Genomic DNA, 18602 nt, shown 5'->3' with positions numbered 1-18602 from the left:
TCCTGCCCGCCCCGCCGGGACGGTAACCTTGGAGCATGGACGAAACGCTTGCACCCGCCCCTGACCGCGCACTCCAGGGGCTGAGCGGCCTGGCCTTCTCTAAAGGCCATGGCACCGGCAACGATTTCGTGCTGGTTGCAGACCCCGAGGGTACCTGGCCCATTGCGCCCGAGCAGGTTGCGGAACTCTGCGACCGCCACCGCGGCATCGGCGGCGACGGGCTGATCCGCGCGGTTCCGTCGCGGTACCTCCCGGAAGGACGTGAGCTGCAGGCCGTCCACCCTGATGCCGAGTGGTTCATGGACTACCGCAACGGGGACGGATCCCTGTCCGAAATGTGCGGAAACGGCGTGCGGGTGTTCGTCCACTTCCTCATCGCTGAAGGACTCGTCCGGCTTGACGCCGGCGACGCACTGACAATCGGCACGCGCGGGGGCGTCAAGACGGTAGTGCGGACCGACAACGGCTACGCCGTGGACATGGGCCCGTGGGAATTCATCTTCCCGGGTGAGGCCACCGCCCGGGCCATGGACTCGCTCGTGACCGCGGACGGCCTCGAGGTGCCCCGCCCGGCGCTGTCCGTCAGCATGGGCAATCCGCACACTGTGGTGGCCCTCGCAGAACTCAGCGAGCTCGAGGCAACGCAGCTTTTCAAGGCACCGCAGGTTGATCCGAAGCCGGCCCACGGTACCAATGTCGAGTTCGTCGTCCCGTCCGAGCCGCTCGTCCACGACGGCGTCGGGACCGTCACCATGCGTGTCCACGAACGCGGTGTGGGGGAGACGCAGTCCTGCGGCACCGGCGCGTGCGCGGCAGCGGTTGCCATCCGTCACTGGGCCGGGCAGGGCGCCCCGGACGCCTGGAACGTCAAGGTTCCCGGCGGCGTCGTCGGGGTGAAGTTCTTTGCGGGGCCGGAAGGCCACGAACATGTGGAGCTCAGCGGTCCGGCCGTGATCGTGGCTAGCGGGACGCTTTCCTGACCCTCAGGATCCGGAAGGACTTCGAGGTGCTCTCCCGGGTGACATTGAAACTGCTGTCCAATTCGGCGTCCAGCCAGCGCTGGAGGGAATCCGAACCAAGGTTCTTCTGGACCACCAGCCAGGCGGATCCGCCCGGGGCCAGCCGGGGCAGCCACTTCAACAGCAGCGAGTGAAGCTCGTCTTTTCCAATCCGGATGGGGGGATTGGACCAGATCGTGTCGAACCGGATGCCGGCATCGACGTCGTCGGGCAGGCTGGCGGTGACGTTGCCCAGCCCCAGCAGGGCCGCATTTTCGTTGGTGAGTGCGATGCAGCGCTCATTCACGTCCACGGCGTAGACGTGTGCGTGCGGCGCACGGAGGGCCATGGTGAGGGCGATGGGACCCCAGCCGCAGCCGATGTCCAGCAGGTTGCCCTGGGGGGACGGGGCCGGGACGTCGGCCAGCAGGACCGCCGTTCCCTTGTCGATGCCGTCGGGGCTGAAGATGCCGTTGGACGTCTGCAGCCTGCGGGTTTCACCGGCAAGTTCCACAGTGAGCGGTTTGCGGGTGAACGGCCCGGCCGGCTGGGCGCTGAAATAGTGTGCAGACTCCATAACTCGCCAGATTAGTTGCCACGCGCGCCGATGGGAAACGCGGACGGGAACGATGCAGGGAAACCGGTCTGCTAAGGTTTAATCCATGTTCTTGATCTTTGAGTAGTCGGCACGGGCCTAAGCCCGTCCCGCAGCGACGCAGGTATTCACCTTCCGCTCAGTGCGCCGTCCTGCCGTGACTATCCGGCCCGACGTCCCGCCCGTACTACTTGGAGTCCAGCAATGCTGATCATCTGAACCGTGGCGTACCAACTGCCACCGACATCCCGGCCCTCCGCGCAGCCGCCTGCCTCGCAGGACACCTGCGCCACCACCCGCTTCACCACCAATTCCGCCGGCCGCCGCCCAGCGAGCCGCCGGCATTCCAGGAGCCCGAATGACCACTAGTCGTCAGCCCAGCGCGAATACCGCCCCGCAGACAACCAATCAGCATTATTCTGAAGGTGTCGAATCTTCAAAGGAGAACATGACCAACCAGCCCAACACCGGATCAGATTCAGCCTCCCAGGACATGAGTCCTGAGGAAATCCAGGCTGTCATCGACCGGATTCTGTCCAAGGATGTCCCGGCCCGTGCAGCCGGCTCCGCCCCGGAAAATCCGCGCGGAGTCCTGGGTTCGGCCCAGGCGATTTCCCGCCAGGACAGCGAAAACAGCATTTTCGACGGGGACCAGCAGGACCTCGAGGAACGCCGGGCCCTGCGCCGCACGGCAGGCCTTTCCACGGAACTCGAAGATGTCACCGAAGTCGAATACCGGCAGCTGCGTCTCGAACGGGTCGTCCTGGCCGGCCTTTGGACCGAAGGCACCCTCGCCGACGCCGAGAACTCACTCCGCGAGCTTGCCGCCCTGGCCGAAACCGCGGGCTCGGAGGTCCTCGACGGCATCGTCCAGCGCCGGGCCAAGCCCGACCCCGGCACTTTCCTCGGCTCCGGCAAGGCCCAGGAGCTCAAGGACATCGTCATGTCCACCGGTGCCGACACCGTGGTGGTGGATGCCGAACTGGCGCCGTCCCAGCGGCGTGGACTCGAAGACATCGTGAAGGTCAAGGTCATTGACCGCACGGCCCTGATCCTGGACATCTTCGCCCAGCACGCCAAAAGCCGTGAAGGCAAGGCGCAAGTGGAGCTGGCGCAGCTTGAGTACCTGCTCCCGCGCCTGCGCGGCTGGGGCGAGTCCATGTCCCGCCAGGCCGGTGGCCAGGTGGGCGGCGCAGGTGCCGGCATGGGTTCCCGCGGCCCCGGTGAAACCAAGATCGAATTGGACCGCCGCCGGATCCGCACCAGGATGGCCAAGCTGCGGCGCGAAATCGCCGCCATGAAGCCGGCGCGGGAAACGAAGCGGGCCAACCGCCGTCGTAATTCCGTGCCGTCGGTCGCCATTGCGGGGTACACGAACGCCGGAAAGTCCTCGCTCCTGAACCGGCTCACCGACGCCGGCGTCCTGGTGGAGAACGCGCTGTTCGCGACGCTGGATCCGACGGTCCGCAAGGCGGAAACGGCTGACGGTCTGGGCTACACGCTGGCCGATACCGTGGGCTTCGTTCGTTCACTTCCCACGCAGCTGGTGGAAGCCTTCCGCTCCACCTTGGAGGAAGTGGCCGATGCGGACCTCATCCTGCACGTCGTGGATGTCTCGCACCCCGATCCTGAGGGACAGATCGCCGCGGTCCGGGCTGTGTTCAGCGAAGTGGACGCACGCAAGGTCCCGGAGATCATTGTGCTGAACAAGGCCGACGCCGCGGATCCGTTCGTGGTGGAACGCCTGAAACAGCGCGAACCCCGCCATGTGGTGGTGTCCGCCCGCACGGGACAGGGCATCGCCGAGCTCCTGAAGGCCATCAGCGATTCCATTCCGAGGCCGAGCGTCAAGATGGAACTGCTGATTCCCTACAACCGCGGGGACCTGATCAACAAACTCCACGAAACGGACGCCGAAATCCTCCGCCTGGACCACGAGGAGGGGGGCACGCGCGCCCTCGTCATGGTGCGCGAGGGGCTCGCCGCTGAACTGGAATCCTTCATCAGCAATGTCTGATCCCGGGGCCGGAGAAACCAGCGGCTCCTCCGGCGAGGAGTTCGTCATCGAACTCCTTGACCGGGCAGTGTCCGGCATGGGCGGACAAAGCCGCAGCGGCCAGCACGAAATGGCCCGGCAGGTGGCGCGCGCTATCGACAGCGGCGACCACCTGCTGGTCCAGGCCGGAACGGGCACGGGTAAGTCCCTTGCGTACCTGATTCCGCTGATTGCCCATTCACAGGTCAGCGATAAACCCACGTTGGTGTCCACGGCCACCCTTGCACTGCAGACCCAGATCGTGGGCAGGGACCTTCCCCGGCTCCTCGAAACCCTCAACCCCGCCCTGGAGCGCCCCGTTAAGGTCGCGCTGGTCAAGGGCAGGGCAAACTACGTCTGCCGGCACAAGCTCGACGGCGGGTTCCCCTCCGAAGAACCGTCGGAGGGCCAGCTCTTCTCCCTGGGCGAGGACACCAGCGTTCCGCACTTTGCCGCCTCTTTGGGCGGACCGGCATCCCAGCTGGGCAAGGAAGTGGTCCGTCTCCGCGAGTGGGCGGAGAAGACCGCCACAGGGGACCGTGACGAACTGATGCCCGGCGTGACGGACCGCGCCTGGCGGCAGGTGTCCGTCACCTCGATGGAATGCCTGGGCGCGCAGAAATGCCCCATGGCCGCCGAGTGCTTCAGTGAACTCGCCCGGCAGGACGCCGCCGAGGCCGACGTTGTGGTGACCAACCACGCGATGCTGGCCGTCAGCGCGTTCGAAGGCCTCGCAGTCCTGCCGGAGTACGACGTCGTAGTGGTTGACGAGGCGCACGAGCTGCAGGACCGCGTGACGGGAGCAGTCTCCGGCCAGCTGTCCGTAGCCATGGTCCACGCCGCAGCCTCCGGCGCCCGCAAAAACACGGGCATTACGGTTGATGCGCTCAACAATGCCGCCGCGAACCTCGAACTCGCCATCGCCGGGGTTCCCAGCGGCCTCCTGCCCAACGGCCTCAACGACGAGCAGCTCGACTGTGTGGACCAGTTACGGGAAGCCTGCCGCGCGGCCCTCTCCGACTCCAAAGGCGACAGCGCCAACACGGCCGACGGCGGGCGGCAGCTTGCGCGGTCACGCCTCATGGTCATCCTGGAACTCTGTGAGCGCCTGATTGCCGCCCGGGAAAACCGGGAGGTGGTCTGGTTTTCGCGGAACAGCACCTTCGACCCGCAACAGGGCTACTCGCAGCCGGATGACGCAGCGCCTGCCCTGATCAACATTGCCCCGCTGAGCGTGGCCGGGAAGCTCCGCGACGGGCTCTTTGCCGGGCACACCGTTGTCCTTACGTCTGCCACCCTGGCCATCGGATCGGCCTTCGAACCGGCTGCGGGAGGGCTGGGGCTGGTGGGACCGGGCGCACCCAGCTGGACCGGCGTGGACGTCGGTTCCCCGTTCGACTACCCCAAACAGGGGATTCTGTACGTGGCCAGCCATCTGCCGAAGCCGGGACGCGGGACATCGCCCGAGGCGCTGGACGAGCTGGAGAAACTGATCCGGGCGTCGAACGGCGGTGCGCTGTGCCTCTTCTCGTCGCGGCGGGCAGCGGAGGAAGCGGCGGAGGCGATGCGGCCCCGCCTGGATGTCAGCATCCTGTGCCAGGGCGAATCAACCATGACGGCGCTGGTGCGGCAGTTTGCGGACGAACCGGACACCTGTCTTTTCGGCACCATGTCGCTCTGGCAGGGAGTGGACGTTCCCGGCGGTTCGTGCCGGCTGGTGGTCATCGACCGCATCCCGTTCCCACGGCCGGATGATCCCCTTATGACCGCCCGCTCCCGGGCAGTGGCGCAGGCGGGGGGCAACGGCTTTATGTCGGTGTCGGCCACGCACGCCGCGATCCGGCTCGCCCAGGGCGCCGGCCGGCTCATCCGCTCCACGGGCGACAAAGGGGTTGTGGCTGTCCTTGACTCCAGGTTGTCCACTGAACGCTACGGGGGCTTCCTGCGGGCCGCCCTGCCGCCGTTCTGGCCCACCACTGATCCCGCGATCGCTGTTGCTGCACTGTCAAGGCTGGCAAAGGCTCCGGCGGAGGTTGCCGGCGCCTGACGGGGCCGCCGCCCCGCCGGTGCGGCGGGGCGGCGGCGCGGCGGCTACAGCGAGCGGAGAACCGAAACGACCTTGCCCATGATGTTGGCGTGATCGCCGAGGATGGGCTCGTACTGCGTGTTCTGGGGCAACAGCCAGGTGTGGCCGTCGCGCTGGCGGAAGGTCTTCACCGTCGCCTCGTCGTCAAGCAGGGCGGCAACGATGTCGCCGTTGACAGCGTCACTCTGCCGGCGGACCACAACCCAGTCGCCGTCGCAGATTGCCGCATCGATCATGGAGTCGCCGGTCACCTTCAGCATAAAGAGCTCGCCATGGCCAACCAACTGCCTTGGCAGCGGCATCACGTCCTCAACCATCTGGTCGGCCAGGATCGGCCCGCCCGCCGCAATCCGCCCCACGAGGGGGACCATGGCCGTGTCCGTTGCCGTGGCCAGTTCGGAAACAGCCAATCCGCCAACGGTGCGCAGCCGTGCAGGCTTCTCCACGCCGGAGATTTTGGCGGTGCCCTCGTCCAGGGTCAGCGGCATCAGGACTTCCATCGCGCGCGGGCGTTTCGGGTCACGGCGGAGGTAGCCCAGTTTTTCGAGCTGCGAGAGCTGGTGGGTGACGCTGGACAGGCTGGCCAGGCCAACGGTGTCCCCAATTTCGCGCATGGACGGCGGATAGCCGTTGTCGTTGACGGACCGCTGGATCGTTTCCAGAATCTTCTTCTGCCGTACCGTGAGGCCCTTCGGCTTCGCTGGTGACTGCTGGCTCCGCTGGGTAGCCCTGCCGCCGGTGGCTTGTGCTGCCATGTTCGCCAACGCCTTTCCGTTCCACCCGGCATCCGTGGCTGCAGCTGCCGGGAACTTCCGGCCTGAAATGTCAGACCCTGCTGATCAACTGCAGAAGTGGTTGTTCTGTAGCTCAAACGTAGGCCAGCCTCATAGCTTTTTCAAACATTTGTTCTAGTGAGTCTCGACAATGTTCGTTAATAGGTGCTAGAACAGAACCAGCAAAGTTCGAATATGTGTTCTAGTCGGAAGTCCCGTTCGGTTTTATGTTCGATAGCCGGAAGCGGGCGGACGGCGGCTTTGGGGAACACGGCGGGCGGCACAGTCAGGTCCAGGAGGGCTCAGTTCATGTCAGCAATAAGCGCTATTCAGGGTTCGAATAATGAAGGTTCGCCCATCCGGGGAGCTGAAGCCGTAGGAATCCAGGGCTTCAACTGGGAGGAGCGTCCCGCAGCGAAAGCTGTTAAGCCGGCGAAGGCCAGGGTCGTGCAGCCGCCGCTCCGACTGACACGAAGGGGGCGCATCGTTCTTGTGGGCGTGCCGCTGATCCTGGTGTCCGTACTGCTGATCTCGCTGGCCGGGTTGCTGAATTCGCCGGCGAAAGCTGCGGATTCAGCGTCCGAGTTGTCGTTGACCCCCACCGTGTCCGTGACAGTCCAGCCGGGGCAGTCGCTCTGGGAGATCGCCGGGACCGTGTCCCCGGAACGGGACACCCGCGACGTCGTCGCCGATATCGTCCAGCTCAACAACCTTGACGGCGGCAGGGTCATGCCGGGCCAGCAGATTTTTGTTCCCTCAAACTAAGCCTCGAGCATGCCGCCTGGAGCCCCCGGCCATCGGCCCCGGCGGCTCAGCGGCGTCACAGTTTCAGTGGCCCGGCCACCCTCACTTAAACTGTTGAAGTGACTGACCAGCTAGAGCGACTGAACAGACTTCCCCTCCGGACCAACCTGCGGGGCCTCACTCCATACGGTGCACCGCAGCTTGATGTTCCCATCCTGCTCAACGTCAACGAGAACACCCATGGCGTTCCGGCTGATGTCCTGGTGGCCATCTCGGAAGCCGTGACGGCGGCCGCCGCTGGACTGAACCGCTACCCGGACCGTGAGTTCACCGAACTCCGGGAGCGCCTGGCGGAATACCTGGGCCATGGTCTGGGGGCCGAGAACATCTGGGCCGCCAACGGGTCCAACGAAGTGCTGCAACAGATCCTGCAGGCATTCGGCGGCCCGGGGCGCACCGCCCTCGGATTTCCGCCCACGTACTCCATGTACCCGTTGCTGGCCAGCGGGACCGATACCGGATACATCGCCGGCCAGCGTGCGGATGACTATGGCCTCAGTGCCGAATCGGCGGCGCGGCAGGTCCGGGAACTTCAACCAAACGTTGTCTTCCTGTGTTCACCGAACAACCCCACCGGCACCGGCCTGGGGCTCGACGTCGTGGAAGCCGTCTACGAAGCAGGCGAGGCCAGCCAGACTGTCGTGATCGTCGACGAGGCTTACCACGAGTTTGCGCACGACGGCACGCCCAGCGCCCTGACTTTGCTTCCGGGCCGTGAGCGCCTGATCGTCTCCCGCACCATGAGCAAGGCGTTCGCCCTCGCCGGAGCCCGCCTCGGCTACATGGCGGCAGCACCCGAGGTTGCGGACGCCCTGAGGCTCGTGCGGCTTCCGTACCACCTGTCGGCCATCACCCAGGCCACCGCCCTGGCTGCCCTGACGCACCGCGAGGCCCTGATGGCCGACGTCGAAGACATCAAGCGGCAGCGCGACAGGATCGTCACTGAGCTGACCCGGATGGGTCTCAAGCCCGCCGCGTCCGACTCCAACTACGTCTTCTTCGGCGGACTGGAGAACCCCCACGAGGTCTGGCAGGGGCTGCTCGACCGCGGCGTCCTGATCCGGGATGTGGGGATCCCGGGGCACTTGCGCGTTACGGCCGGCACTGAGACGGAAACCACAGCCTTCCTGGAGGCCCTGGAACTGATCCTGACCGGTCAGCCCAGCGTCCCGGCCTAAACTGGAGTCGGACCCCCGGGTTCCCGGGGAACCACTTCCCGGCAACCCGCACCCAACGGTATTTCTCCTGACATCCAAAGGACACAACACATGAGCACCACCGGATCCACTGCTGTCGAGGCCCGGACCGCACGCATGGAGCGTTCCACGAGCGAATCGTCCGTGCTCGTCGAGATCAACCTTGACGGCTCGGGTATCTCGGACATCAGCACCTCGGTTCCGTTCTATGACCACATGCTGACTGCTCTGTGTAAGCACTCGCTCATCGACATGACGGTCAAGGCGACGGGGGACATCCACATCGACGTCCACCACACGGTGGAGGATGTGGCCATCACATTCGGCGAAGTGCTTCGGACCGCCCTCGGCAACAAGGCGGGGATCCGCCGTTTCGGGGAAGCCACGGTTCCCCTGGACGAAGCCCTGGCCCACGCCGTCGTTGATGTCTCCGGGCGGCCGTACCTGGTGCACGGCGGCGAGCCGGCCGGCCAGGAATACCACCTGATCGGCGGACACTTCACGGGGTCCCTGACCCGCCACGTCTTCGAAGCAATCACCCTGCACGCCGGCATCTGCCTGCACATGAACGTCATCGCAGGCCGGGACCCGCACCACATCGTGGAAGCGCAGTTCAAGGCATTCGCTCGGGCGCTGCGGGCAGCCGTGGAGCCGGACCCCCGCGTGGAGGGCATCCCGTCCACCAAGGGCGCACTGTGACCGGCCCGATCCTCCGGGACGGGGCAATCCTGGACCCTGCCGCGAGTGCGAAACCGGCGTCCCCCGAGGGGAAACCCACGGTTACGGTCCTGGACTACGGCTCCGGAAACGTCCGCTCAGCCGTCCGGGCGCTGGAGCGGGCGGGTGCCGAAGTCATCCTCAGCGCCAAGCCGGAAGACGTCCTGAATGCCGACGGCCTGCTGGTCCCCGGGGTCGGTGCCTTCGAAACGGTGATGCGCGAGCTCAAGGCAGTGGACGCGCTCCGGATGATCGGCCGGCGCGTGGCCGGCGGCCGGCCCGTCCTGGGAATCTGCGTGGGCCTCCAAGTGCTGTTCGAGGCGGGCGTCGAGCACGGCACCGAGGCCGAGGGCATGGGGGAGTGGCCCGGAAAAGTGGAACTGCTGCCTGCGGAGGTTGTGCCGCACATGGGCTGGAACACTGTCAAGGTCCCGGAAGGATCCAGGCTCTTCGAAGGCGTCGAAAACGAACGCTTCTACTTCGTCCACTCCTACGGCGTCCAGCAATGGGACTTTGACGTCATCCAGCCGCGCATGGCTGCCCCGCTGGTCACCTGGTCAGAGCATGGCGCACCGTTCGTCGCCGCCGTCGAGAACGGCCCTCTGTGCGCCACCCAGTTCCACCCGGAAAAGTCCGGCGACGCCGGCGCCCGGCTTCTCCGCAACTGGGTCAACGGCCTGCGCCGCGGCAAAGGCGACGCCACAGCGCCCGCGGCCGCCAGTGCCGGACCGGCCGCCTAGATGTGGTCGATAGTCCTGATGGGCCTCGCCGGCCTGCTGGTTGGCGGGGCACTGTCCTTCAGGCAGCAGCACAAGCCGCTCTGGACCCAGGTCGTTTTCTACGTGCTGGCCGGTATGTCGCTGCTGGCCGCCTACCTGCTTACGCTGCCGGCAAACTGACCGCGCAACACCCGATCACACGCAGCTCCACTACAACCCCGAGGACTCCAACATGACCACCGAAACGCCGCTGCCCGTACTGGAACTGCTGCCCGCCGTCGACGTCGTGGACGGCCAGGCGGTCCGTCTGGTCCAGGGCGAAGCCGGCAGTGAGACGAGCTATGGCACCCCGCTGGAAGCTGCCCTCAACTGGCAGGAACAGGGCGCCGAATGGGTGCACCTGGTGGACCTGGATGCCGCCTTCGGCCGTGGCTCCAACGCCGGGCTGCTCCGTGAAGTTGTGGGCCGGCTCGATATCAAGGTGGAGCTCTCCGGCGGCCTGCGCGATGACGAATCCCTGGAAAAAGCCCTGGACCTGGGCGTTGCCCGGGTGAACCTCGGCACGGCGGCTCTTGAAAACCCTGAGTGGACGGCCCGCGCCATCGACCGCTTCGGTGACAAGATCGCCGTCGGCCTCGACGTGCGCGGAACCACCCTGGCGGGCCGCGGCTGGACCAAGGAAGGCGGCGACCTCTGGGACGTGCTGGCACGGCTCGAAGAAGCCGGCTGCGCCCGCTACGTGGTCACCGACGTCACCAAGGACGGCACCCTGCAGGGTCCCAACGTTGAGCTGCTCCGCCAGATGGTGGAGAAGACCGGCAAGCCCGTGGTTGCCTCCGGCGGCATCTCCAGCCTCGAAGACCTCAAGGTCCTGCGCTCCCTCGTTCCCCTGGGCGTGGAAGGGGCCATCGTCGGGAAGGCGCTCTACGCCGGTGCGTTTACGCTGCCGGAAGCGCTGGACGTAGCAGGCCGCCGCTAGGCCCGCAGCCACCATGGAGCAGCAACCTCCCGCATCCCGCGAACTGCCGGGCCACATCGCGGCCGCACTGGCAGGCTCCGGCGGCGCCACGGACTCTGCCGGACAGCCCTGGGCCGGCCGCAGCCTCGCCGGCGAGGATGCAAAAATCCACAACTTCGAGCACGACGACGGCACGGCCGACGCCGGTTACCTCGCCGCGGTTGCCGCGCTCCGCTCTGCTGAGGGCGACGAAGCTGCCGTGGTGGCGTCCCTGGCCACTGCCAGGGTTTTCGTTCCGATCGTTGCCCGGCTGGCCGAGGAAAGCGAACACGCGCACGCGCCTCACGGAAGCGGGCACGGTGACGACGGGATGCAGGCTGAGAAGCTGCACGGCGACAAGCAGGCGGATATGGCGCTCGTGACGCTGAAGGCGCCGGACGGCCGGACGGCCATGCCGGTCTTCACCTCGGCTGCGGCGCTGGAAGCATGGCATCCGGATGCCCGCCCGGTGGCAGTGTACGCGGCGCGGGCCGCCCTGTCGGCGGTGGCTGAAGGAGCCGAGCTCCTGGTCCTCGACCCCGGCTCGGAGTACACGTTCGTGGTCCGCCGGCCCGCAGTCTGGGCCCTTGCCCAGCAGCAGGACTGGCTTCCGTCCTATGCCGATCCAGAGCTTGCCCGGGCCATGGCCGAGGCAACGGCCGGTTATGGGGCCGTTAAGCGCGTCGAGCTCCAGCCGGGCGGTGGCGTAGCCTCGGCAACAGCCGGCGGCGCTGTTGTCCGCGGCGGCGGTCCGGGGCCGGAACTCAGGGTGGTGCTGTACTTGGAAGACGGCCTCGATGCGGCAGGCGTCCAGGCCATCGTGTCAGGGCTCAACGCTGACTGGTCGCGGAATGCGGTCTTCGCCGAGCGCGTCGACTCGATCGAGGTAAAGTTGCAGCGCGCAACAGAATAGCTTGACGGCACGGGGACGCGTCCCGGTCTTGTCGCCGGCAGGATGAAGGACGTACCCGTGAATTTCGCTCTTTACAAGGAGCTCCTGGCAATCAGGCCCATCCGGCGCCTGCTGACCGTCGGAATGATAGCCCGCATACCGCATTCCGCCGCCGGCGTGCTCCTGACGCTGCACATTGTCCTGGCCCTGGGCGAGGGGTATGCCGCCGCAGGCACAGCCGCGGCGGTGATGACCATAGGCATCGCCCTGGGCGCGCCGTGGCGAGGGCGCCGGGTGGACACCGTGGGCCTGCGCAAGGCACTGATTCCTTCCGTCGTGTCCGAGACCGTGATCTGGTCCGTGGTGCCGCATGTTTCCTACGAGTGGGTGCTGGCGCTGGTCTTCGTCGGGGGACTCCTCACACTGCCGATCTTCAGTGTGGTGCGCCAGTCCCTGGGCGTGCTGGCGGGCGGGGAACAGCGGCGGACGGCATTTGCCCTGGACGCCATCTCCACGGAACTTGTCTTCATGCTCGGCCCGGCGGCCGGGGCGATTGTGGCAACTGCCGGCTATTCGGTTGTCGGGCTGACAGTAGTGGGCGTGTGCACTTCCGTGGCCGGACTCTTCCTGATGTGGTTCAACCCGCCCACCCGGAGTGCTGTGCCGGATGAAGACTATGAAACCGACCAGCGGGAAGGCGCGGAAGCGGCGGTCGTCGCTGCAGCTCCGGCGCACCTCCAGGAAGCTGCTGCGGAACTCGCTCCGGTAGCGGCCGGCGGCCTTCGCCGCTCCAGACTGAGGCCCGCCGGATTAAGGCAAAGCGTGGTACACAATTTCGCCTGGTTCACCGCCGCGGTGGCAGCGGTCTTCGCGGTGGCCTCCGGGGCAGGCATGGTGCTTAGCGGCACGGACGTAGGCATTGTTGCCGCTTTGGAGACCGGCGGCCGCCAGGCGGAGATCGGCCTTGTCTTTGTGTTCTGGTGCGCGGCGTCGGTTGTCGGAGGGCTCCTCTACGGGGCCATGCACCGGCCCGTTTCCCCGATTCTCCTGCTGCTCGGGATGGCAGCCCTCACCATCCCGATGGGCTTCGCGCGCGACACACTGACGCTGTGCCTGCTATCGCTTCTCCCCGGCCTGCTGTGCGCACCGGTCTTATCCGCTGCGTCGGAAAAGGTTGCCGAACTCGTGGAGGAGGGCCGCCGCGGCGAGGCCATGGGCTGGTACGGGTCCGCTCTCACGGCCGGAGTGGCGCTGGGCGCTCCCTTGGCCGGCGTGTTCATCGACGGGGTCGGGCCGTCCGCCGGATTCGTCTCGGTGGGGACCGCCGGGGTTGTCCTCTGCCTCTTCGGCCTGGTGCTGCAGCACCGGCGCCGTCGCCGGGCCCTCACCTGACCGGCCGCCCAGAGTTTTTGTCCAGATAACGTGGCTTCCGGGGTGCGTAAGTCCCTGTATCTGGACAAAAACTCAGGGAATTACGACGGCGGCGGGCGGACCCGGGTGGTCCGCCCGCCGCCGTCGACGTGCCAGTGAACCGGCTAGTTAACCGGCCCGGTGTACTTTTCCCCCGGACCCTTGCCCGGGGCGTCCGGAATGATGGACTCCTCGCGGAAGGCCAGCTGCAGGGAGCGCAGTCCGTCGCGCAACGGTCCGGCGTGCTGGGAACCGATCTCCGGAGCGGCGGCGGTCACGAGTCCGGCCAGGGCGGTGATCAGCTTGCGGGCCTCGTCCAGGTCCTTGAGCTCCTCGGCATTCTCCTCGGCTGCGAGCCCGAGCTTGACGGCCGACGCGCTCATCAGGTGGACAGCGGCGGTGGTGATGACCTCGATGGCGGGGACCTCGGAGATATCGCGGATCTGTTGCGACACCTGCTCCTGGCCGTCCCGCTGACCGGCGGCGGGCTCGAAAACGTGTGAATTACTGTCTGAAGTGCTCATACTGGTAAGCTTGTCACAGACCGACTGAATGTCGTTATTTTGTTATGTGAATCTAGCTGCTGCCAATGTGCAGTTTCCGGGGTTCTTTCTGTAGCATTGACTTTCAGTTTGCAAGCGGAGTTCTCTCCCACCCGCGTCAGCCGTTTTCCCGGAAGCAATGTCCAGGAAGCAAGGTTGCCGGGTACCTGGTCGGGCATTCCAGGGCGGCGTCAGCCGGCCGGAACGCGTACAGCCTCCCCGGAGGCCCGGTACATCCGATCTTCGAGGCCTTCGATTGCTCCGGCAATTGGGGGCCTTCTCTGTTTGCCGGTGGAGTACTCATCTCAACCACAGGAGTTCTAACATTAGCGAGCCAAGAATCAATGAGCGTATCCGCGTCCCCGAGGTGCGGCTGGTCGGCCCTGCAGGCGAACAGGTAGGAATTGTCCGTATTGAGGACGCCCTGCGTTTGGCTGCCGAGTCCGACCTTGATCTCGTTGAAGTTGCACCGCAGGCCAAGCCTCCGGTGTGCAAGCTGATGGACTTCGGCAAGTACAAGTACGAAGCTGCTGTCAAGGCACGCGAGGCCCGTAAGAACCAGACCAACACGGTTCTGAAGGAAATCCGTTTCCGGCTGAAGATCGACACTCACGACTACGAGACCAAGCGCGGCCACGCCCTCCGCTTCCTCGGCGCCGGAGACAAGGTCAAGGCCATGATCCAGTTCCGCGGCCGTGAGCAGCAGCGTCCGGAAATGGGCATCCGCCTTCTCCAGCGTTTCGCCGACGACGTCGCCGAAGTTGGCGTTGTCGAGTCCAGCCCCCGCATCGATGGCCGCAACATGGTCATGGTGGTGGGCCCGCTGAAGAACAAGGCCGAGGCCAAGGCAGAAGCACGCCGTGCGACGCAGCGCGCTGAAGCAAAAGCCCAGAACGAAGCCAAGGCCAGCGGCCGGGTGGACGTCAGCCGTGACCAGCCCGCCATGACGCAGTCCCTGGCGGACCTGCTGCCTGAGGGCTTTGCAGTATCGACGGAAGAGGCAGCACCCGAGGCGAACACCGAGGCCGCTGCGGCTTCAGCTGCCGTCGAGGCACCTGCCGAAGCGGCCGCTGCGCCGGAAACCGAGGTCCCGGCCGAGGAAGCTCCCAAGCAGGAAGCTCCCAAGCAGGAAGCACCGAAGCAGGAAGCTCCTGTCCAGGAAGCGCCGAAGCAGGAAGCCCCGGTCAAGGAAGCTCCCAAGCAGGCAGCACCGAAGCGCGAAGCCCCCAAGGCTGCGGCGGCCCCGCGTCCTGCAGTCAGCAAGCCTGCTGCAGCCAGCAAGCCGCCTGTGGCCAAGGAGCCTGTTGCACCGAAGCCGGCAGAGGCCGCCCCCGTGGCGCCGAGGCCGGCCGGAATACCTTCGCCGCCCAAGCCGGTAGCCCGGCCCGCAGCGCCGAAGCCTGCAGCACGGCCGGCTGCCCCCAAGCCGGGCAGCAAGAAGACCAACTAGTTCAAAGTTGCGCCAAGCATCGCCTGGCGCAGCAAGCAACCAGCACGCCGCCCGCAGGGGTGGCTGCACGAAAGACTGCAGACTTGTCTGCGGATACGTAAGGAGATCGGTTCCCATGCCGAAGATGAAGACCCACAGCGGTGCTAAGAAGCGCTTCAAGCTGACCGGTAGCGGCAAGCTGCGCCGCCAGCAGGCCAACCGCCGCCACTACCTCGAGCACAAGTCCTCCAGGCTGACCCGTCGCCTTGCCGGCGACAAGATCGTCTTCAAGGGCGACGCCAAGGTCATCCGGAAGATGCTCGGCATCTAAGTTCCAAGTTCTCTGACTGCTCGCCACCTGGCGGCAGTCAACTACCAAAAAGGCTTCTCAGGCCGGCCGGTTATCCGGCAGTAGACGCTTGGGATCAGAATTCTGAAGGAGTACGCACGTGGCACGTGTGAAGCGGGCGGTAAACGCCCACAAGAAGCGCCGGGTTATCCTCGAACGCGCAAAAGGTTACCGTGGACAGCGCTCACGCCTGTACCGCAAGGCAAAAGAACAGCTGCTGCACTCGTTTGTGTACAGCTACGGCGACCGCAAGAAGAAGAAGGGCGACTTCCGCCGTCTTTGGATCCAGCGCATCAACGCTGCATCGCGCGCCAACGGCCTGACCTACAACCGCCTGATCCAGGGCCTGAAGGCCGCTGAGGTCGAGGTTGACCGCCGCATGCTGGCAGAACTGGCCGTCTCAGACGCCAACGCTTTTGCTGCCCTGGTGCAGATTGCCAAGGACTCGCTGCCTGCTGACACTTCCGCGCCGGCCGCTGCGGCTGAAGCCCCGAAGGCAAAGGCTCCGAAGGCCAAGGCTGCGAAGAAGCCGGCTGCCGAAAAGGCTGCCAAGTAGCATCCCGCCGTTCAGGGACCGGTGGCAATAGCCACTAAAGTTCTTATATGAACGAAACCGGGCGCCCGCAAGACTTTCCACTCTCCAACCCCCGAGCTGATCGGGTAAAGGATGTGGCAAAGCTTGCAGGGCGCCCGGCCCGTTTAAAGCGCGGGCAGTTCCTGGCCGAGGGACCGCAGGCCGTCCGCGAAGCACTGGTACTCCATCAGAAAAGGGTTGCAGCGGGGGAGCCGGGCGTGGTCCACGAAGTATTCGCCAGCGAAGCCTGCCTGGACCGCCATCCGGAGTTTGATGAGCTCGCCGAGGGTGTCAATGCCCGACTCGCCACCGACGAGGTACTCGCCGCCATGGCGGACACCGTTAACCCCCAGGGCATTATCGCCGTCTGCGCTTTTGTGGACGTGCAGCTTGAGGCAGTGCTCGACGCCGGGCCCCGCCTGATCGCCGTGCTCTGCCAGCTTCGGGACCCCGGCAATGCCGGCACCGTCCTGCGGGCGGCCGACGCTGCCGGAGCCGACGCCGTTGTCCTGACGGCCTCCAGCGTGGACATCTATAACCCCAAGGCAGTCCGCTCCACGGCCGGATCGCTGTTCCACCTGCCGGTTGTGCTGGGAACGGACCTGGCCGAACTGGCCGGGGCCTGCAGCGAACGCGGGATCGGCATCCTGGCGGCCGACGGCTACGGCCAGCTGGACCTGGACCAGCTCCAGGACGAAAGCGCTGCCCGAAGGCTGGGCACGTCGGACGCGGAATCCGCCTATGACCTCGAGCGGCCAACCGCCTGGTTGTTCGGGAATGAAGCCCAGGGCTTATCCGACGCCGAGCTCGCCTTGGCGGACCACCGGGTGGCTGTCCCGGTCTACGGTGCCGCGGAAAGCCTGAACGTGGGCACGGCTGCCACGGTGTGCCTCTACGCCAGCGCGCGTTCGCAGAAACGGGCCTGAACGCAAATGGCGGGACCCGCCTTCCGGTGGGTCCCGCCGTCGTAATCTTCACCGTTGTCGGGCACCTCGGGTGCCCCAATCGGTTAGGGGTGTGTAGTTATGTTGTCCGGTTCCTGCCGGTGATGAAGCCGTAGATGCCGGCTACAACGAGGCCGCCGACGATGGCCAGAAGCCAGGAGCCGAGGTTCCAGAATTCCATTCTGCCGCCGCCGAACAACAGGTCGCCGATCCAGCCGCCGACGATGGCGCCGACGACACCGAGCACCAGACTGGTGACCCAGCCGCCGCCGACTTTTCCAGGCATGATTGCCTTGACGATTGCTCCTACAATGAGTCCGAGAATGATCCAGCCAAGAAAGCCCATTTCTCCTCCTACATATTCGTCGGGGCTCACTACAAGCCCCGATTATGGCTTCAAGCTAACACAGGGTGTGTTTCCTTGTCAGCAGGCGAAGTTTCAATGTTTTAGGTGTCGCCCGCAGTGACCCGTGGTGCATCCGGCAGCGGCAGGCGGGTACGGTATTCCTTGCGGGCATCAGTATTGGGCGGTGATCGCACCTGCAATTTTTCCGGCAATCCCTGAAGAGGTGAAGCTCACTTGGCTGCAAATGGCGGTACTAAGGCAATCGTTGCGGCTCTGGCTGCAAACCTGACCATCGCTGTACTAAAGTTCGTCGCTTTCATCCTGACGCTGTCGTCGTCAATGCTGGCTGAGGCCATCCACTCCGTTGCCGACTCGGGCAACCAGATCCTCCTGCTGGTGGGCGGCAAGCGCGCGAAGCGTGCCGCCAGCCCGGAACATCCCTTCGGTTATGGACGTGAGCGCTACATCTACGCCTTCATCGTCTCGATTGTGCTGTTCAGCGTGGGCGGACTGTTCGCCTTGTATGAGGCCTGGGAAAAGATCCAGCACCCTCACGCCATCGAAGGCGACTTCTGGTGGGTTCCGCTGGCAGTGCTGATCGGTGCGATCATCGCCGAATCCTTCTCGTTCCGGACGGCGATCATCGAATCGAACCACGTGCGGGGCAAGCAGAGTTGGGTGCACTTCGTGCGCAACGCCAAGCAGCCCGAGCTTCCCGTCATCCTCCTCGAGGACCTCGGCGCCCTGCTGGGCCTGGTGTTCGCGCTCTTCGGTGTGGGCCTGACGCTGATCACAGGCAACGGCATTTGGGACGCCCTTGGAACCGCGATGATCGGCTTCCTGCTGGTGGCCATCGCCATCATCCTCGCCCTGGAGACCAAGTCCCTGCTGCTCGGTGAGTCCGCCACCAAGGCCGACGTCGCCAGGATCAGCGGGGCGCTTGAAGCCGACGGTACCAGGATCATCCACCTGAAGACCCTGCACCTTGGTCCCGAAGAACTCCTGGTTGCTGCCAAAATCAGCGTCGGCGCCGCCGCCACCGGCGCGGAGATTGCCACGGTAATCGATAGCGCTGAAAGCCGCATCCGCGAGGCTGTGCCTATGGCGCGGGTCATCTACCTTGAACCGGACGTGGAGCGCGCGCACGTCTGATTGCGCGTACGCCGGATCACGGGTCGCCGTGACGCGGAAGGCCG

The 18602-nt window shown here is 65.7% G+C and carries 20 protein-coding genes; 16 read left to right on the top strand and 4 right to left on the bottom strand.

All coding sequences use genetic code 11. The features are described 5' to 3' along the window. Positions 1 to 35 precede the first annotated feature (35 nt). Complete coding sequence (gene dapF / locus RW112_RS20520) at positions 36 to 980, top strand: diaminopimelate epimerase (protein ID WP_317783527.1); 945 nt, start codon at positions 36 to 38, stop codon at positions 978 to 980. On the opposite strand, the gene RW112_RS20515 is transcribed toward dapF, so the two are convergent. After that, the gene (locus RW112_RS20515; RefSeq protein ID WP_317783526.1) at positions 961 to 1575 is read right to left on the bottom strand and encodes a class I SAM-dependent methyltransferase; all 615 of its coding nucleotides are present in this window, start codon (positions 1573 to 1575) and stop codon (positions 961 to 963) included. The genes dapF and RW112_RS20515 overlap by 20 nt on opposite strands. A 466-nt stretch (positions 1576 to 2041) precedes the next feature. On the opposite strand from RW112_RS20515, the gene hflX reads away from it, so the two are divergent. Next, complete coding sequence (gene hflX, locus RW112_RS20510) at positions 2042 to 3610, top strand: GTPase HflX (protein ID WP_317783525.1); 1569 nt, start codon at positions 2042 to 2044, stop codon at positions 3608 to 3610. Beyond that, positions 3603 to 5675, top strand: a complete 2073-nt coding sequence (locus tag RW112_RS20505) for an ATP-dependent DNA helicase (protein WP_317783524.1) — start codon at positions 3603 to 3605, stop codon at positions 5673 to 5675. Before hflX ends, RW112_RS20505 begins: the two co-directional genes overlap by 8 nt. Before the next feature lie 44 nt (positions 5676 to 5719). Here the strand turns inward: RW112_RS20505 and lexA are convergent, their stop codons facing one another. Further along, on the bottom strand, positions 5720 to 6469 hold the full coding sequence (lexA, locus tag RW112_RS20500) for a transcriptional repressor LexA (RefSeq protein WP_043480173.1): 750 nt from the start codon (positions 6467 to 6469) through the stop codon (positions 5720 to 5722). A 465-nt stretch (positions 6470 to 6934) separates the two neighbouring features. On the opposite strand from lexA, the gene RW112_RS20495 reads away from it, so the two are divergent. From RW112_RS20495 to RW112_RS20460, 8 genes are all read left to right on the top strand, one after another. Beyond that, complete coding sequence (locus tag RW112_RS20495; protein WP_411709953.1) at positions 6935 to 7252, top strand: LysM peptidoglycan-binding domain-containing protein; 318 nt, start codon at positions 6935 to 6937, stop codon at positions 7250 to 7252. 98 nt (positions 7253 to 7350) lie between these two features. Next, positions 7351 to 8469, top strand: a complete 1119-nt coding sequence (locus RW112_RS20490) for a histidinol-phosphate transaminase (protein ID WP_305940421.1) — start codon at positions 7351 to 7353, stop codon at positions 8467 to 8469. 90 nt (positions 8470 to 8559) lie between these two features. Beyond that, a complete protein-coding gene (hisB, locus tag RW112_RS20485; RefSeq protein ID WP_305940422.1) occupies positions 8560 to 9186 on the top strand; it encodes an imidazoleglycerol-phosphate dehydratase HisB in 627 nt (208 codons plus the stop codon). Continuing rightward, complete coding sequence (gene hisH / locus RW112_RS20480) at positions 9183 to 9944, top strand: imidazole glycerol phosphate synthase subunit HisH (RefSeq protein WP_317783522.1); 762 nt, start codon at positions 9183 to 9185, stop codon at positions 9942 to 9944. The genes hisB and hisH overlap by 4 nt, the downstream gene beginning before the upstream one ends. Then, a complete protein-coding gene (locus RW112_RS20475) occupies positions 9945 to 10103 on the top strand; it encodes a hypothetical protein (RefSeq protein WP_197024972.1) in 159 nt (52 codons plus the stop codon). 52 nt (positions 10104 to 10155) lie between these two features. Beyond that, the gene (gene priA / locus RW112_RS20470; RefSeq protein WP_305940424.1) at positions 10156 to 10902 is read left to right on the top strand and encodes a bifunctional 1-(5-phosphoribosyl)-5-((5-phosphoribosylamino)methylideneamino)imidazole-4-carboxamide isomerase/phosphoribosylanthranilate isomerase PriA; all 747 of its coding nucleotides are present in this window, start codon (positions 10156 to 10158) and stop codon (positions 10900 to 10902) included. Between the two features lie 13 nt (positions 10903 to 10915). Then, positions 10916 to 11833 carry an SseB family protein gene (locus RW112_RS20465; RefSeq protein ID WP_317783521.1) on the top strand — a complete coding sequence of 306 codons (918 nt, stop codon included), beginning with the start codon at positions 10916 to 10918 and terminating at the stop codon, positions 11831 to 11833. A gap of 57 nt (positions 11834 to 11890) precedes the next feature. Continuing rightward, the gene (locus RW112_RS20460) at positions 11891 to 13204 is read left to right on the top strand and encodes an MFS transporter (RefSeq protein WP_317783520.1); all 1314 of its coding nucleotides are present in this window, start codon (positions 11891 to 11893) and stop codon (positions 13202 to 13204) included. A gap of 143 nt (positions 13205 to 13347) precedes the next feature. Here RW112_RS20460 and RW112_RS20455 read toward each other — a convergent pair whose 3' ends face one another. Continuing rightward, the gene (locus RW112_RS20455; RefSeq protein ID WP_043480185.1) at positions 13348 to 13746 is read right to left on the bottom strand and encodes a DUF1844 domain-containing protein; all 399 of its coding nucleotides are present in this window, start codon (positions 13744 to 13746) and stop codon (positions 13348 to 13350) included. A gap of 385 nt (positions 13747 to 14131) precedes the next feature. On the opposite strand from RW112_RS20455, the gene infC reads away from it, so the two are divergent. The 4 genes from infC to RW112_RS20435 all read left to right on the top strand — a co-directional run bounded on the left by infC (position 14132) and on the right by RW112_RS20435 (position 17042). Beyond that, the gene (gene infC, locus RW112_RS20450) at positions 14132 to 15214 is read left to right on the top strand and encodes a translation initiation factor IF-3 (protein WP_411709952.1); all 1083 of its coding nucleotides are present in this window, start codon (positions 14132 to 14134) and stop codon (positions 15212 to 15214) included. A gap of 115 nt (positions 15215 to 15329) precedes the next feature. Beyond that, positions 15330 to 15524, top strand: coding sequence for a 50S ribosomal protein L35 (gene rpmI / locus RW112_RS20445; RefSeq protein ID WP_009358635.1), 195 nt, complete (start codon positions 15330 to 15332; stop codon positions 15522 to 15524). A 118-nt stretch (positions 15525 to 15642) separates the two neighbouring features. Then, positions 15643 to 16098: a 50S ribosomal protein L20 gene (gene rplT / locus RW112_RS20440; protein ID WP_317783517.1), complete on the top strand. Its 456-nt coding sequence runs from the start codon at positions 15643 to 15645 to the stop codon at positions 16096 to 16098. Between the two features lie 47 nt (positions 16099 to 16145). Then, entirely contained in the window at positions 16146 to 17042 is an 897-nt protein-coding gene (locus RW112_RS20435) for an RNA methyltransferase (RefSeq protein ID WP_317783516.1), read from the top strand. A 97-nt stretch (positions 17043 to 17139) separates the two neighbouring features. Here the strand turns inward: RW112_RS20435 and RW112_RS20430 are convergent, their stop codons facing one another. Beyond that, the gene (locus RW112_RS20430) at positions 17140 to 17406 is read right to left on the bottom strand and encodes a GlsB/YeaQ/YmgE family stress response membrane protein (protein WP_305940431.1); all 267 of its coding nucleotides are present in this window, start codon (positions 17404 to 17406) and stop codon (positions 17140 to 17142) included. Between the two features lie 234 nt (positions 17407 to 17640). On the opposite strand from RW112_RS20430, the gene RW112_RS20425 reads away from it, so the two are divergent. After that, positions 17641 to 18558: a cation diffusion facilitator family transporter gene (locus RW112_RS20425; protein ID WP_317783515.1), complete on the top strand. Its 918-nt coding sequence runs from the start codon at positions 17641 to 17643 to the stop codon at positions 18556 to 18558. Positions 18559 to 18602 lie beyond the last annotated feature (44 nt).

The sequence above is a fragment of the Arthrobacter sp. B10-11 genome (assembly GCF_033142195.1).
GTDB classification, from domain to species: Bacteria; Actinomycetota; Actinomycetes; order Actinomycetales; family Micrococcaceae; genus Arthrobacter; species Arthrobacter oryzae_C.
This window is presented reverse-complemented; position numbering and strand designations above follow the sequence as displayed.